This window comes from Microbacterium sp. 69-10 (genome assembly GCF_001897945.1).
Lineage (GTDB): Bacteria > Actinomycetota > Actinomycetes > Actinomycetales > Microbacteriaceae > Microbacterium.
On the sequence record NZ_MKRT01000004.1, the window covers coordinates 43,476 to 57,182 of the forward strand.

Annotated in this window: 15 protein-coding genes; 3 read left to right on the forward strand and 12 right to left on the reverse strand. The window is 70.8% G+C overall.

Annotation, left to right across the window (positions count from 1 at the left end):
- The coding region (locus BGN97_RS01430; RefSeq protein WP_292697413.1) for a response regulator transcription factor at positions 1-651 on the reverse strand (651 nt) is incomplete at its 3' end.
- 57 nt (positions 652-708) lie between these two features.
- On the opposite strand from BGN97_RS01430, the gene BGN97_RS01435 reads away from it, so the two are divergent.
- A complete protein-coding gene (locus tag BGN97_RS01435; protein ID WP_292697414.1) occupies positions 709-1,722 on the forward strand; it encodes an aldo/keto reductase family protein in 1,014 nt (337 codons plus the stop codon).
- Positions 1,723-1,858: 136 nt separating this feature from the next.
- Here the strand turns inward: BGN97_RS01435 and BGN97_RS01440 are convergent, their stop codons facing one another.
- From BGN97_RS01440 to BGN97_RS01470, 7 genes are all read right to left on the reverse strand, one after another.
- The gene (locus BGN97_RS01440) at positions 1,859-3,247 is read right to left on the reverse strand and encodes an FAD-linked oxidase C-terminal domain-containing protein (RefSeq protein WP_292697415.1); all 1,389 of its coding nucleotides are present in this window, start codon (positions 3,245-3,247) and stop codon (positions 1,859-1,861) included.
- A 114-nt stretch (positions 3,248-3,361) separates the two neighbouring features.
- Complete coding sequence (locus BGN97_RS01445; protein ID WP_292697417.1) at positions 3,362-3,871, reverse strand: ACT domain-containing protein; 510 nt, start codon at positions 3,869-3,871, stop codon at positions 3,362-3,364.
- Between the two features lie 129 nt (positions 3,872-4,000).
- On the reverse strand, positions 4,001-5,053 hold the full coding sequence (locus BGN97_RS01450; RefSeq protein WP_292697419.1) for a PLP-dependent cysteine synthase family protein: 1,053 nt from the start codon (positions 5,051-5,053) through the stop codon (positions 4,001-4,003).
- 31 nt (positions 5,054-5,084) lie between these two features.
- Complete coding sequence (locus BGN97_RS01455) at positions 5,085-6,185, reverse strand: hypothetical protein (protein ID WP_292697420.1); 1,101 nt, start codon at positions 6,183-6,185, stop codon at positions 5,085-5,087.
- A 55-nt stretch (positions 6,186-6,240) separates the two neighbouring features.
- Positions 6,241-7,014, reverse strand: a complete 774-nt coding sequence (locus BGN97_RS01460; protein WP_292697422.1) for a GntR family transcriptional regulator — start codon at positions 7,012-7,014, stop codon at positions 6,241-6,243.
- Positions 7,015-7,019: 5 nt separating this feature from the next.
- Complete coding sequence (rbsD, locus tag BGN97_RS01465) at positions 7,020-7,418, reverse strand: D-ribose pyranase (RefSeq protein WP_292697424.1); 399 nt, start codon at positions 7,416-7,418, stop codon at positions 7,020-7,022.
- A gap of 8 nt (positions 7,419-7,426) precedes the next feature.
- Positions 7,427-8,371 (reverse strand): ribokinase, encoded by a 945-nt coding sequence (locus BGN97_RS01470; RefSeq protein ID WP_292697425.1) that lies wholly within the window; start codon positions 8,369-8,371, stop codon positions 7,427-7,429.
- 110 nt (positions 8,372-8,481) lie between these two features.
- On the opposite strand from BGN97_RS01470, the gene BGN97_RS01475 reads away from it, so the two are divergent.
- Positions 8,482-9,138, forward strand: coding sequence for a transaldolase family protein (locus BGN97_RS01475; protein ID WP_292697426.1), 657 nt, complete (start codon positions 8,482-8,484; stop codon positions 9,136-9,138).
- Positions 9,139-9,157: 19 nt separating this feature from the next.
- Here BGN97_RS01475 and BGN97_RS01480 read toward each other — a convergent pair whose 3' ends face one another.
- Positions 9,158-9,838, reverse strand: a complete 681-nt coding sequence (locus tag BGN97_RS01480) for a FadR/GntR family transcriptional regulator (protein WP_292697427.1) — start codon at positions 9,836-9,838, stop codon at positions 9,158-9,160.
- A gap of 47 nt (positions 9,839-9,885) precedes the next feature.
- Between BGN97_RS01480 and BGN97_RS01485 the strand changes: the two genes are divergently transcribed.
- Positions 9,886-10,764 (forward strand): amidohydrolase family protein, encoded by an 879-nt coding sequence (locus tag BGN97_RS01485; protein WP_292697429.1) that lies wholly within the window; start codon positions 9,886-9,888, stop codon positions 10,762-10,764.
- A 166-nt stretch (positions 10,765-10,930) separates the two neighbouring features.
- On the opposite strand, the gene BGN97_RS01490 is transcribed toward BGN97_RS01485, so the two are convergent.
- The 3 genes from BGN97_RS01490 to BGN97_RS01500 all read right to left on the reverse strand — a co-directional run bounded on the left by BGN97_RS01490 (position 10,931) and on the right by BGN97_RS01500 (position 13,687).
- Positions 10,931-11,908 carry a hypothetical protein gene (locus BGN97_RS01490; RefSeq protein WP_292697431.1) on the reverse strand — a complete coding sequence of 326 codons (978 nt, stop codon included), beginning with the start codon at positions 11,906-11,908 and terminating at the stop codon, positions 10,931-10,933.
- A 217-nt stretch (positions 11,909-12,125) separates the two neighbouring features.
- Positions 12,126-12,881 carry an SDR family oxidoreductase gene (locus BGN97_RS01495; protein WP_285637929.1) on the reverse strand — a complete coding sequence of 252 codons (756 nt, stop codon included), beginning with the start codon at positions 12,879-12,881 and terminating at the stop codon, positions 12,126-12,128.
- The gene (locus BGN97_RS01500; protein ID WP_292697487.1) at positions 12,869-13,687 is read right to left on the reverse strand and encodes a fumarylacetoacetate hydrolase family protein; all 819 of its coding nucleotides are present in this window, start codon (positions 13,685-13,687) and stop codon (positions 12,869-12,871) included. The genes BGN97_RS01495 and BGN97_RS01500 overlap by 13 nt, the downstream gene beginning before the upstream one ends.
- Positions 13,688-13,707: the final 20 nt, after the last annotated feature.

The window sequence follows — 13,707 nt, forward strand, 5'->3', positions numbered from 1 at the left end:
CATCCCGCTGCGATAGCCGCGTGCGCGGACGGTGTCGATGATCTCGGGAGTGGACTTGCGGCGGATGTAGTGCACGTAGGCGTCGACGGTGCCCGCCGAGCCGCCCGGGAGCAGGCTCGCGACGATCTCCTCGCGCGAGAAGACGTGCTCGGGGCTGGAGGTGAGCAGTTCGAGCAGGTCGGCCTCGGCCTGGGTGAGCGGCACGCGTCCGCCGTCCGGGCCGTAGAGCGCCAGCGAGGTGGTGGAGAACAGCCAGTCGCCGATCTCCCGGCGCGAGCCCGGTCCGCGTCCCCGCCGGAGCGCGCGCAGCCGGGCGCGCAGCTCGTCGAAGTCGAAGGGCTTGAGCAGGTAGTCGTCGGCCCCGGCATCCAGGCCGCTCACCCGGTCGGCCACCGTGCCGAGTGCCGTGAGCATGATCGCCGGAGTCGTGATGTGCGCGGTGCGCACGGCCTGCAGCAGCTCGGCACCCGTCATACCGGGGAGGCGCCGGTCCACGACCATCACGTCGTACCGCTGTCCGAGGGCGAGCTCCAGCCCGCGCTCGCCCGTGCGCGCATGGTCGACGAGGTACTCGTCCGAGAGCACCTCGACGACGATCGCGGCGGTCTCGGCCTCGTCCTCGACGTACAGCAGCCGCGGCTGGGTGGGCATGGGAACAGTGTGACAGAGCCCGCCCTCGTGGTGCTGGGAGGGGGATAGCGTTGGACCATGGTCAACTATCGCTATCTCGGCAACAGCGGTCTCAAGGTCTCGGAGATCACCTACGGCAACTGGGTCACGCACGCCTCGCAGGTCGGCGACGACGCTGCGGTCGCCACCGTGCACGCCGCGCTGGATGCCGGCATCACCACGTTCGACACCGCGGACACCTACGCCAACACGGCCGCCGAGGTCGTGCTCGGCAAGGCGCTCGCGGGTCAGCGCCGCGCAGGACTGGAGATCTTCACCAAGGTCTACTTCCCGACCGGCCCGAAGGGCCCCAACGACACCGGCCTGAGCCGCAAGCACATCCGCGACTCGATCGACGGCTCACTGCAGCGCCTCGGCGTGGAGTACGTCGACCTGTACCAGGCGCACCGCTACGACCACGAGACCCCGCTCGAGGAGACCATGCAGGCCTTCGCCGACGTGGTCCGCCAGGGCAAGGCGCTGTACATCGGCGTCTCGGAGTGGACCGCCGAGCAGCTGCGCGAGGGCCACGCACTGGCTCGCGAACTGGGCGTGCAGCTCATCTCGAACCAGCCGCAGTACTCCATGCTGCACCGCGTGATCGAGGGCAAGGTCGTGCCGGCCTCGGAGGAGCTGGGGATCTCGCAGATCGTCTGGTCGCCGATGGCGCAGGGCGTGCTCAGCGGCAAGTACCTGCCCGGTCAGCCGGTGCCGGACGGCTCCCGCGCCACCGACCCGCACTCGGGTGCGCACTTCATCCAGCGCTTCCTGCAGGACGACATCCTCGCGGCCGTGCAGAACCTCAAGCCGATCGCGGCCGAGGCGGGCCTGACGATGCCGCAGCTCGCGATCGCCTGGGTGCTGCAGAACCCGAACGTGGCCGCAGCCCTGGTCGGCGCGTCGCGCCCCGAGCAGCTCGCCGACAACGTCAAGGCCTCCGGCGTGAAGCTGGATGCCGAGGTGATGACCGCGATCGACACCGCGCTCGCCGGAGTCGTGTTCGACGACCCCGAGGACACCTACACGGTCTCCCCGAAGAAGCGCCTGGTCTGAGGCATCCGCCTCCCTGGGGTGCTTCGTCTGAAGCACCCCAGGGAACGTCCAGGTATCAGCTTCGGAGGTAGTCGGGCCGCTTTGGGCAGCAGAAGCTGATACCTGGAGCGTCCTTGTGGGGCGATCGCCGAGGGCGTCAGAGCAGACCGAAGATCGCGCCCGGGTTGAGGATGTTCTGCGGGTCGAGCGCCTTCTTGATGCGCAGGTTCAGCTCCAGCACGTCGTCGCCGAGATAGTCGGCCAGCCAGGGCTGCTTGAGCCGCCCGACGCCGTGCTCGCCGGTGATCGTGCCGCCCAGCTCGATCGCGAGCGCCATCACCTCCCCGAAGGCGAGGTCGGCGTTCGCGCGCTGCTCGGCATCCGTCGGGTCCAGCACGATCAGCGGATGCGTGTTGCCGTCGCCGGCGTGTGCGACCACGGCGATCTCGACTCCGCGCGCCTCGGCGATCGCGCGCATGCCGTCGATCAGGTCGCCCAGGCGCGGCAGCGGCACGCCGACGTCCTCCAGCAGCAGCGCGCCGCGCTTCTCGACCGCCGGGATCGCCTGCCGGCGGGCCTCGATCAGCGCCTCGCTCTCGTCCGGATCGCTGGTCGCGTACACCTCGGATGCTCCGTGCAGGCCGCAGGTCTGCTCGATGGCTTCGATCTGCGCGGCCGCGACCTCGACGGACTCGTCCGACTGCACGATGAGCATCGCCGCCGAATCGCGGTCGAGGTCCATCCGCATCATGTCCTCGACCGCGTTGATCGTGACGCGGTCCATGAACTCCAGCATCGACGGGCGCATGGCGGCCTTGATGTCGACCACCGCCCTGATCGCGCCCTCCACGGTCGGGAACATCGCGACGAGCGTCGTAGGCGTGCGCTGGGCCGGGACGAGCCGCAGGATCGCCTCCGTGACGATCCCGAGTGTGCCCTCGCTGCCCACGAACAGCTTGGTGAGCGAGAGGCCCGCCACATCCTTCAGTCGCGGCCCGCCGAGCGTGATCGCCCGGCCGTCCGCGAGCACGACCGTCAGGCCCAGCACGTAGTCGGTGGTGACGCCGTACTTCACGCAGCACAGCCCGCCGGCGTTGGTGGCGATGTTGCCGCCGATCGAGCAGAACTCCTGCGACGACGGGTCCGGCGGGTACCAGAGGCCGTGCTCGGATGCCGCGGCCTTCACCTCGACGTTGAACGCGCCCGGCTGCACGACGGCCATCTGCAGCGCCGGGTCGACGACGATGTCCCGCATGCGCTCCAGTGAGATCACGATGGCGCCGTCCACCGCCGACGACCCGCCGGACAGTCCGGACCCGGCTCCGCGCGGCACGATCCCCACGCCCTCGCGCGCGGCGATGCGCACGGCCGCCTGCACGTCCTCGGTGCTCGTCGCCCGCACGACGGCCAGCGGGGTGCCGGCATCCGGGTCCTCGGCGCGATCGCGCCGGTAGGCCTGCAGCGAGTCGGGATTCGAGACGACGGAGCCGTCCGGCAGTGCGGCGATGAGGGCGGAGATCACGCGCGCGTCGCGGTCATCGGACATGGGCATCCTCGGCATTCCCGCTGCGTCTGGCGGCAGCGCACTCCCCACTGTGGCACAGCGACGATCGCGGGGACGGTCGTTTCCGCCTGCCGGACACGGCGATCGGCGCCGCTGTCACAGGATGCTGATGTCGACCTGCAGGTCGTGCGTGAGCTTCTCGATGTCGGCGCGCAGCGCGTCCAGATCGGCGGATGCCGGGGCCGACGCCGTCACGGCCGATTCGAACAGCCGCCCGCCGGCCATCGCGGCGTCGCGGGTCTCGGTGGTCATGCTGCGGATGCTGAGCGCATGCGCGCTGAGCACGCCGGCGACCTCGCGGACGATCCCGGGGCGGTCATCGCCCAGCACCGTGACGGACACGTGCCGCTCCTCGGGCGCCGGGCTCGTGTCGGATCCGGTGCTCACGATCACCGCCAGCATCCCGTCGAGGCCGCGCAGGGCGTCGCGCAGTTCGTCGACCCGATCGTCGTCGACGGTCAGCTGGATGACGCCGGCGAAGGTGCCGGCGAGCTCGGCGAGGCTGCTGTTCTCCCAGTTGCACCCGTAGGCGCCCGTGAGGTCGGCGACGGCGGAGACGAGTCCGGGGCGATCCGCTCCCGCGACCGTGAGGATGAGCGTGGTCATGCGCTCAGCGTAGCCTTGTGCTCATCGCGCCCGCGCCACAACTCCGGAGAAATCTGCCGCTCGGAGCGCGATCGGGCCTCGGTGGCCGGAATCCAGCCAGGATCTCCGGAGTTATGGCCGCGCGCCGGCTCAGACCCAGCTCGCGCCGGCCAGGAACGCCTCCATGCGCGAGCGGTGCGGCGCGAGATCCCAGCCCTGCGCGGCCACCCAGTCGTCGGAGTAGTACGTCTCGGCGTAGCGGGCGCCGCCGTCGCAGATCAGGGTGACGACGCTGCCGGTCTCGCCCGCGTCCCGCATCCGTCCGATCAGCTCGAAGGCGCCGTACAGGTTGGTGCCGGTCGAGCCGCCGGCCCAGTGCAGGGTGCGCTCGCGCAGCAGCCGGATGGCGGCGACCGACGCGGCATCCGGCACCTGGATCATCTCGTCGATCACGCTCGGCACGAACGACGCCTCCACGCGCGGGCGGCCGATGCCCTCGATCCGGGACGGGCTGCCCGAAGCATCCGCATCGCCCTTCCACCCTGCGTAGAACGCGGAGCCCTCCGGGTCGACCACCGCCACCTGCGTGGCATGGCGGCGGTAGCGCACGTAGCGGCCGAACGTGGCACTGGTGCCGCCGGTGCCCGCGCCGACCACGATCCACCGGGGGACCGGATGCCGCTCCTGCGCCAGTTGGCTGAACACGCTCTCGGCGATGTTGTTGTTGCCGCGCCAATCGGTGGCGCGCTCGGCGTAGGTGAACTGGTCGAGGTAGTGACCGCCGCACTCGGAGGCCAGCCGGCGCGCCTCGGAGGAGATCTCGGAGGCGTGCTCGACCAGGTGGCAGCTGCCCCCGTAGAACTCGATCAGGTCGATCTTCTCGGGGCTGGTGGAGCGTGGCACGACGGTGACGAAGTCGAGGCCCAGCATCCGGGCGAAGTACGCCTCGCTCACGGCCGTCGATCCGCTGGAGGACTCGACCAGGGTGGTTCCCTCGTCGATCAGGCCGTTGACCAGGCCGTAGAGGATCAGTGAGCGGGCCAGGCGGTGCTTGAGCGAGCCGGTCGGATGCACCGACTCGTCCTTCAGGTACAGGTCGATGCCCCAGTCGGCGGGCAGCGGGAACAGGTGCAGATGCGTGTCGGCGGAGCGGTTGCCATCCGCTTCCAGGACCCGGATGGCGGAACTGACCCAGTCGCTCATGCTTCGAGCGTAGCGGGGCGCTCCGTTCGGGTCAGTTGTCGGTGTAGCCCCCTTCGCCGGTCGAGCCGTCGTAGTCGAACGTGCGCGTCTCGAGCGTGATGTGGATGTCCTCGCCGAGCGGCTGCTGTGCGAGCAGCTTCGCCTCGACATCGGCGACCTTCGCCGTGTACTCCCGCGCCTGCTCGTCGGTGACGCCCCAGATCGTCGCGGCCTTCAGGTTGGTGACGATGTACAGGAACGCGGTGACGGCGGTGCGGTTGAACTCGTTGTCGGGGATCTTCTGCCAGAGAGACCCGTCGTCGCGCGCTGTGCGGTACTCGTCGATCTTCGCCTGCAGCTCGTCGCCGATCGTGGCGGCAGCGCCCGAGGAGGAGTCCTCACCGGATGCCGTGTCGTCGGAGCCCGCCGGGGGCGAGTCGGAGTCGGACGTCGACGCGGGGGCCGGGGCCGAGGTGAAGTCGAAGACACCGGCGGGGCCGACCAGCAGCAGCCGGATCAGCACGAAGAGGATCGCGACACCCACCACGATGCCGCCGATGATGACCGCCGTGAGCCAGCGCTGCGAGCTCTGCTCGGGCTGATGGCCCGGCCCGAAGGATGCGGGCGTCGCAGCGGACGGCTGCCCGCCCCAGACCGGGGTCGGCGGCAGGCCGTACGACTGCGCGGTGGGAGTTGCGGGCTGTGCGCCGCCGCGCGCCGGCGCGGGCTGCGCTGCGTACGGCGGTCCGGACGGCAGACCGTAGGGCTGAGCGGGTTGTGCGCCGTAGGGCTGAGCCGGCTGGGTGCCATAGGGCGGTGCGGGCTGCGCCCCGTACGGCTGTGCCCCGTAAGGCGGCGCGGCCTGCGCACCGTAAGGCGGTGCGGGCTGCGTGGCGTATGGCGGTGCGGGCACGGCGGGCAGGCCGTGCGGCTGCGTTCCATACGGCTGCGCGGGCGCGCCACCCCACGCGGGCGGCGCGGCGGGCGGTGCCGCGGGCGGCGCGGGGACAGGAGCACCGTTGACCGGTGCGCCGTAGGGCGGCACGGTCGGCATCGCCGGGGACGCCGTGCGTGCGGCATCCGTCGTCTCCGGCGGCGCAGGCGGGATCACCGGATACTCGGCCCCCGGCGCAGGTGCGTCTTCCTCGCGCATGATCGTCGTCTCCCCCTCGATCGTGTGTCGACTCAGAGAATATCCGCTGCGCGGCTCAGGGGATGCGGACCAGCGATCCGCGCGAGGCCTCCGGGCCGAGCTGGAACTCGAAGCGCGAGCGGTCGCCGCGGTGGTGCGCGATGAAGAACTCGATCGGGGTGCCCGACGCGTCGCGGCTCACGCTGCGCAGGCGCAGCAGCGCCGAGCCGGCACTCACGCCGAGCAGCTGCGCCTGCTCGTGGGTGGCGACCGTCGCCTCGGCGGAGCGCACGCCGCTGGTCGCGACGATCCCGTGCTCCTCGAGCAGCCGGTACAGCGAGGTCTCGTGCAGATCCGCGCCCAGGGTGACCGCGCCCACGGCCTCCGGCATCCAGGTCGTCGACAGCGACCAGGCGTCGCCGTCGACGTGCCGCAGACGTGTCAGCACCACGATCGGCGATCCCTCCTCCACTTCGAGGGCGGCCGCCACCTCGGCATCCGCCTCGATGGCCTCGTGCCGCAGGATGTCGCTGTGCACGTGGCCGCCGCGGCTCGCGACCTCGTCGTACAGACCCACGAGGGTGTGCACCAGCGACTCGCTGGTGCGCGGGCGGGCGACGAAGGTGCCCTTGCCCTTGACCCGCTCGACCAGGCCCTCGTGCTCCAGCTGCGCGAGCGCCTGGCGCACGACCGTGCGCGAGATCCCGTACTGCTCGCACAGCCGGTGCTCGCCGGGCAGCGGATCGCCCGGATGCAGGCCGTCCTGCTCGATGTGGTCGATGATCAGCTGCCGCAGCTGGTCGTACATGGGCGTGGCCGAGAGCCGGTCGATTCCCCCCGTGGTCATCATGCTCCTCAGTATGCGACGCCGGCGTGCAGGATGACGTTGGCGTACGGCGTGAACTCGCCGGAGCGCACGAAGGCGCGCGCGGCATGCGTGCGCTGCTTGAACTCCACGTGCGGCACCAGCTCGATCTCGATCCCGGGCAGGCGCTCGCGCAGCGCGTCGAGCACGTGCGGGCTGACCTCCGCGACCTCGGCGGAGACCGTCGCACCCTCGACGACCATCTCGGCGAGCACGGTGTCGAGCACGTCGAAGAACGCGGGGGCGCCGGGGCGGTACGCCAGATCGATCCGCTCGGACCCGGGCGGGATCGGCAGCCCGGCATCCGTCACGACGATCAGATCCGTGTGGCCGGTCTCGCTGATCACCCGGGACAGGGCCGGGTTGATCGTGGTGGACGTCTTGCGCATGGCTCCTCCTACTTCTGCTGCGCGGCCAGCAGCGCGTCGACCTCGGAGCGCACGGGAAGGCTCGGCGACGCGCCCTGGCGGGTCACGGCGATGGCTCCGGCGGCGCTGGCCAGGCGGGTGGCGTCGGCGAGCGTCCAGCCCTCGGCGAGGGCGGCGCCCAGGTATCCGGCGTAGGCGTCGCCGGCGGCCGTCGTGTCGATCGGTTCGACGGGGATGGGTTCGATGAACGAGGTGCCCTCGGCGGTCACCACGCAGGAGCCCTTCTCCGCCATGGTGATCACTGCTGAGCCCACGCCCTGCGCCAGGAACCAGCGACCGGCCTCTTCCGCCGAGGCCGCGTCGGTGACCTCGATCCCGCTGATCAGCGTGGCCTCGGTCTCGTTCGGGGTGACGATGTCGATGCTGCGCCACACCTCCGCGTCCAGCGTCGCTGCCGGTGCGGGGTCGAGCACCACGGTCATGCCCAGCTGGCGTGCGCGCTGGGTGATGTGCAGGGTGAGGGATGCCGGTGTCTCCAGCTGCGTGAGCAGCACGGAGGTGGTCGGCGCGAGCGCCTCGAGCGCGACGTCGATCTGCTCGGCGCTGAGCTGCGCGTTCGCCAGCGGCACCATCACGATGTCGTTCTGCGCCGAGGCGTCGACGCGGATGTGCGCGATGCCGGTGGGGCCCGGGATGGTGCGCAGGTGGGTGAGGTCGACGCCGGCGCCGCTGAGCCCGTCGACGATGAGGTCGTGGAACAGGTCGTCCCCCACGCAGCCGACGAAGCTCGTGCGGGCGCCGGCGAGGCCCGCGGCGACGGCCTGGTTCGCGCCCTTGCCTCCGAGCAGCAGCGTGAACTGATCTCCGAGGATGGTCTCGCCCCGCGCGGGCAGGCGCTGGGAGAAGGTGGTCACGTCAGCGGTCACGCTTCCGACGATCACGACGCCGGTGCGGGCGGGCTGGTCGCTGGTCATGTTCTCCCGATCGTCTTTGACTTCAGATGGACGCTGTCATTACATTATCGGCAGAGTGGCCTGTAGTGACAGGTTGCGCGCACTCGCCGTCGGGCGGGAGAGGAGATCGGATGACCGCGCCGCGGCTGTACGTCGACAGTGCCGACATCGAGCGGGTCGGCGCAGCGCTCGCCGCGGGCGTGGTGCACGGCGTCACGACGAACCCGACGATCCTCGAGCGCGGCGGCCGCACGGCATCCGAGATCCCGTCGCTGTACGCACGATGGGTCGCCGAGGGCGCGCAGGAGGTGTTCTTCCAGACCTGGGGCGGAGACCGCGACTCGTTCCTGCGCAACGCCGCCGGCATCCTCGACCTGGGGGAGCGGGTCGCCGTGAAGGTGCCCGCCACCGCGGAGGGCTTCGCGGCGGCATCCGCCCTGGTCCGCGACGGCGCCTCGGTGCTGGTGACCGCCGTCTACTCCGTGGCGCAGGCGCTCGCGTGCGCGAGCATCGGGGTGCGGTACATCGCTCCCTACCTCGGGCGGATGCGGGACGCCGGCCTCGACGGCGCCGACCTCATCACCCGGATGCAGGCCGTATGCGAGGGCACCGACACCAACGTGCTGGCCGCCAGCCTGCGCTCCCCGGAGGACATCGTCGAGCTGCGGCTCGCCGGCGTGCCGTACTTCACGGCCGCACCCGACGTGCTCGACGCGCTGCTGCACGATCCCGTGAGCGACTCCTCCGCCGCCGAGTTCGACGCCGCGATGGGACGCCTGGGAGCCTGACGGCGCCTCGTTCCCCGTGTCAGGCGTTCGCGGCCTGACGCAGCCAGCGCTCCACGCCGGCGACGTGGGCGGTGGCCAGCGAGGTCGCCAGCGCCGAGTCGTGCTGGGCGATCGCCTCGGCGATGGCCAGATGCTCGGACAGTGTGCGCTCCACCGCGCCCTGCTCCGTCAGCCCGCGCCACACGCGGGCGCGGATCGTCTGGCTGCTGAGCCCGTCGATCAGGCTCGCGAGGTAGTCGTTGCCGGCGAGTCGCACGATGGAGCCGTGGAAGCGGATGTCGTGGGCGACGAGATCGTCGATGCTGACGGCATCCGCGTCGACGGAGCCGATCTCGTCCAGCAGGCCCTGCGCCTGCTCCTCACTGGCGTTGCCGGCGGCGAGGCCGGTGGCCTGCGATTCCAGCATCCGCCGCACGGCGAACAGCTCGAGCAGCGAGCTGTCGTCGTGCATGTCGACGACGAAGCTGATCGCCTCCAGCAGCAGGTGCGGCTCGAGGCTGGTGACGTAGGTGCCGTCACCGCGGCGCACGTCGAGCACTCGGATGACCTCGAGCGCCTTGACGGCCTCGCGCATCGAGTTGCGCGACAGGCCGAGCCGCTCGGCGAGCTCCTTCTCCGGCGGAAGCCGGTCGCCGGGGCCGAGCTCGCCGGTGACGATCATCGCCTTGATCTTCTCGATCGCCTCATCCGTGACTGCCATGGCCACATCTTCGCACAGCCATCCGATGTTTCCGGCAGGATGGTGCCATGCGCGTCATCGATTCCCACCTGCACCTGTGGGACCCGGAGGTCCTCACCTACGAATGGCTCGAGGGTCCGCTGGCCTGGCGGTTCGCCGAGGAAGAGATCTACGAGGAGCAGCTCGAGGGGGTCTCGGAGGAGGCCGCGATCTTCGTGCAGGCCGACCCGATCGAGTCGCAGTCCCTCGACGAGGTGCGCTGGGTGGACTCGATCGCGCTCGCCGCGGGAGTGGTGGCGATCGTCGCCGGAGCGCGGCTGGACCGCGGTGCGGCGACGGATGCGCAGCTGGAGGCGCTGAGCGAGTTCGATCGGGTCGTCGGCGTGCGGCACCTGCTGCAGGGAGAGCCGGACGGCTTCGCGCTGAGTTCGGCGTTCCAGCGCGGCGCCCGGGAGGTCGCACGCCGCGGCTGGACCTTCGACGCCTGTGTGCGGGCGCACCAGCTTGCGGATGTGGCCGCGCTGGCGGCATCCGTCCCGGATCTGCCTATCGTGCTCGACCACGCCGGCAAGCCTGCGGTCGGATCGGCGTCCGTGCCGGCGGCGCCTTCCTCGGACTGGCAGCGCGATCTTGGCGCGCTGGCGCAGCATCCGCAGGTGTTCTGCAAGATGTCGGGCCTGCCCGCCGAGTCCGGCGGAGTGTGGACGGATGCTCAGCTGCAGCCGTTCCTGGATGCTGCGCTCGACGCGTTCGGGCCGGAGCGGCTGATGTGGGGGAGCGACTGGCCGGTGTCGTCGATCGACGCCGGTCGTCTGGCCGGCGGGGCGTACGTGGTGGGCTCCCGTCAGCGCTGGTTCCGCACGGTCGCCGACTGGGCGGATCTGCGCGGCCTGGACGCCGAGGCGCTGTTCTGGTCGAACGCGCTGACGTTCTACGGCATCCGCTGACGCGGGAGCGCCGGGCCGGCTGGCCTGGCACCGCCGCCGGCGGGCGACGTTGCCAGGCGGCGACGGACGGTCCAGGTATCAAGATCTGCGGTTTCTGGATGCGGGATTCCGGCGGAAGTTGATACCTGGAGTGCCATCGATGACACCCCTGGAAGCGGCGCCGGCGTCACCGGCCCCGCAGCGCGATGCGCACCCGTGCGACGAGTTCCTCCGGGCGGGCGAACAGCGCCGACGTCACCTCGATGATGGTCCAGCCGGCGGCACGCAGCGCAGCCATGCGCTCGACATCGGCCGCGTACTGGGCATGGTGCAGCTCGCCGTGGTACTCGACCGCGACCTTCTGATCGGGATATGCCATGTCGACGCACCCCAAGAAGAGCCCGAAGTCGTCGAAGACGTCGACGTTCAGTGCAGGTTCGGGCAGCCCGGCCGTCACGAGGTGGAAGCGGACCGCCGATTCGCGGGGCGACCATGAGTCCTCCCGGACGAGCTCGATCGCCTCTCGGAGGCGTCGGATGCCGCGCCATCGCACGCCGTTCATGGTCGAGCGCAGTCGGTCGATCGTCGTCAACGGAGGCGTTCCGGCATCCCGTCGGCCGTAGCCCTCGCGCCACATCCGGCAGAAGAAGTCGCCGAGCGTGACGAGGTCGATGACGCTCAGGGATCCACCGAGCTGCGCCCACGCGGTCTCGGGGCGCGCGATCTGCGCACCGTCCCGTGCCACGAAGAAGCGACAGGCGACGTTGGCGCGATGCCCGTGGATGCCGTTCGCGCGCGGGATGGGACCCTCCCCGAACGAGCTGACATGGACGTCGAGGTCGCGCCCGTCCGCCGCCACGCCTGGTGCGAGCCATCGCAGGGGAAGAGGTCCGCCGAGCAGCGCCGCTGCCGTCTCGTGGCTGTAGAACTGTCCGTCGCCGAGTCGGGGGATGAAGGCGCGCGCCTTCATCCGGCGCTCCGCGGCCTGGCGTGCGAACGGGTCCAACTCGGAGAGGTCAGGATCGACTGGGATCGATCGGATTCCCCAGAACGGCGCATCCAGGCCGGCGCGGCGCAGATGGGTCAGTGTGGCGCCCGCATCCACGGCGTCGCGCACCCGGAATCGGGCCCCGAGCCCATCGGGCAGAGGAATGGGTCTTCGCATGTGCAGAATCTGCCCGAAGCCGCGGGGTGGCTGCGAAAGTTATCCACAGGCAGGTCGACAGGGGGCGTTCGCGGCGTCGGCATCCGTCCAGGTATCAGCATCCGCTGTTTGGCAGGCCCGGATTCCACCAGAAGTTGATACCTGGACGGTCCTGGGGCGGATTCCACCAGAAGTTGATACCTGGACGGTCCTGGGGCGGCGAGGGGGCCGCGACGGACTACTCGGCGCGCAGGCGCAGGGCGGCCATGCCGCCGTCGACCTCGATGAACGTGCCGGTCGTCGACCCGGATGCCGGGCTGACGAGGTACAGCACGGCGCCGGCGACCTCGTCGGGGGAGACCAGGCGGCCGTGCGGCTGGCGGGCGTTCAGTGCCGCGCGCTCGGCGGCGGGGTCGGCGGCGGAGTCCAGCAGGCGCCCGACCCAGGGGGTGTCGGCGGTGCCCGGGTTCACGGCGTTGACACGGATGCCCTCGCGCAGGTGGTCGGCGGCCATCGCGCGGGTCAGCGCGGAGACCGCGCCCTTCGACGCGGAGTACAGCGCGCGCTGCGGCAGGCCGGTCGTGGAGGCGATGGATGCCGTGTTGCAGACCGCCGCCGAGGGCGACTTGCGCAGCCAGGGCAGGGCCGCCGAGGTCACGCGCGCGATGCCGGTGACGTTGATGGAGAGCACGCGGGCCCACTCGTCGTCGTCGTTCGCGGTGACATCGCCCTGTGCGCCGATGCCGGCGTTGTTGATCACGATGTCGATGCGGCCGAACCGCTCCGCGACCGCCGCGACGGCGGCGTCGACGGAAGCGCGGTCGGAGACGTCGGCCGTGAACGCCGCGAATGCGGCATCCGCTCCGGACGTGTCGCGGTCGAGGACGGCGATCTGCGCGCCCTCCTCATGCAGGCGACGGGCGACCGCCGCCCCGATTCCGGATGCTCCGCCGGTGACGATCGCCACCAGGCCTTCGAGACTCAGCGCGCCCATGCCACGAACTCCTGCTTCTGACGGCCCAGGCCGTCGATCTCGACCTCGACGACATCGCCGGGGCTCAGGTAGGGGAAGCGCCCCGAGAGGGCGACGCCCTGCGGGGTGCCGGTGAGGATCAGGTCGCCGGGCTCGAGCGTGACGTACTGCGACAGGTGGTGCACGATCGTGCGCACGTCGAAGATCAGGTCGCTGGTGTTCGAGTCCTGACGCGGCTCGCCGTTGACCCAGCTGCGCAGGCGCAGGTTCGTCGAGTCGACCTCGGATGCCGGCACCAGCCAGGGTCCGGTGGGGTTGAAGCCCGCGGCGATCTTGCCCTTGGACCACTGCCCGCCGGACACGGCCATCTGGAAGTCGCGCTCCGACACGTCGTTCGCGAGCACGTAGCCGGCGATGTGGGCATCCGCCTCCTCCGGCGAGTCCAGGTAAGCGGTGCGGGTGCCGATCACGACGCCCAGCTCGACCTCCCAGTCGGTCTTCTCACTTCCGCGTGGGATGGTGACGGCGTCGTTCGGGCCGACCACGGTGTTCGGCGTCTTCAGGAACAGGATCGGGATGGTCGGCGGCTCGGAACCCGACTCCGCGGCGTGCGCGGCGTAGTTCATTCCGATGCAGATCACCGCGCTCGGCCGCGCGATGGGGGCGCCGATGCGCAGGGCATCCGCGTCCGCCAGCTCGGGAAGGGAGCCCGCGTCCAGCGCGGCTCGCGTCCGTCCGACAGGATCGGATGCCAGGAATTCGCCGTTCACATCGGATGTCACCGGACGCAGATCGAAGGTGCGACCCTCGTCGATGACGACGGGGATCTCGCTTCCTGTCTCGCCGA

Bases quoted from the DNA above. Each gene is read 5' to 3' on its own strand.
- BGN97_RS01490 (WP_292697431.1), bottom strand. From the start codon at position 11,908: ATGCGAAGACCCATTCCTCTGCCCGATGGGCTCGGGGCCCGATTCCGG.
- BGN97_RS01495 (WP_285637929.1), bottom strand. From the start codon at position 12,881: ATGGGCGCGCTGAGTCTCGAAGGCCTGGTGGCGATCGTCACCGGCGGA.
- BGN97_RS01480 (WP_292697427.1), bottom strand. From the start codon at position 9,838: ATGGCAGTCACGGATGAGGCGATCGAGAAGATCAAGGCGATGATCGTC.
- BGN97_RS01485 (WP_292697429.1), top strand. From the start codon at position 9,886: ATGCGCGTCATCGATTCCCACCTGCACCTGTGGGACCCGGAGGTCCTC.
- BGN97_RS01455 (WP_292697420.1), bottom strand. From the start codon at position 6,185: ATGCGCGAGGAAGACGCACCTGCGCCGGGGGCCGAGTATCCGGTGATC.
- rbsD (WP_292697424.1), bottom strand. From the start codon at position 7,418: ATGCGCAAGACGTCCACCACGATCAACCCGGCCCTGTCCCGGGTGATC.
- BGN97_RS01435 (WP_292697414.1), top strand. From the start codon at position 709: ATGGTCAACTATCGCTATCTCGGCAACAGCGGTCTCAAGGTCTCGGAG.
- BGN97_RS01450 (WP_292697419.1), bottom strand. From the start codon at position 5,053: ATGAGCGACTGGGTCAGTTCCGCCATCCGGGTCCTGGAAGCGGATGGC.
- BGN97_RS01440 (WP_292697415.1), bottom strand. From the start codon at position 3,247: ATGTCCGATGACCGCGACGCGCGCGTGATCTCCGCCCTCATCGCCGCA.
- BGN97_RS01475 (WP_292697426.1), top strand. From the start codon at position 8,482: ATGACCGCGCCGCGGCTGTACGTCGACAGTGCCGACATCGAGCGGGTC.
- BGN97_RS01460 (WP_292697422.1), bottom strand. From the start codon at position 7,014: ATGATGACCACGGGGGGAATCGACCGGCTCTCGGCCACGCCCATGTAC.
- BGN97_RS01470 (WP_292697425.1), bottom strand. From the start codon at position 8,371: ATGACCAGCGACCAGCCCGCCCGCACCGGCGTCGTGATCGTCGGAAGC.
- BGN97_RS01445 (WP_292697417.1), bottom strand. From the start codon at position 3,871: ATGACCACGCTCATCCTCACGGTCGCGGGAGCGGATCGCCCCGGACTC.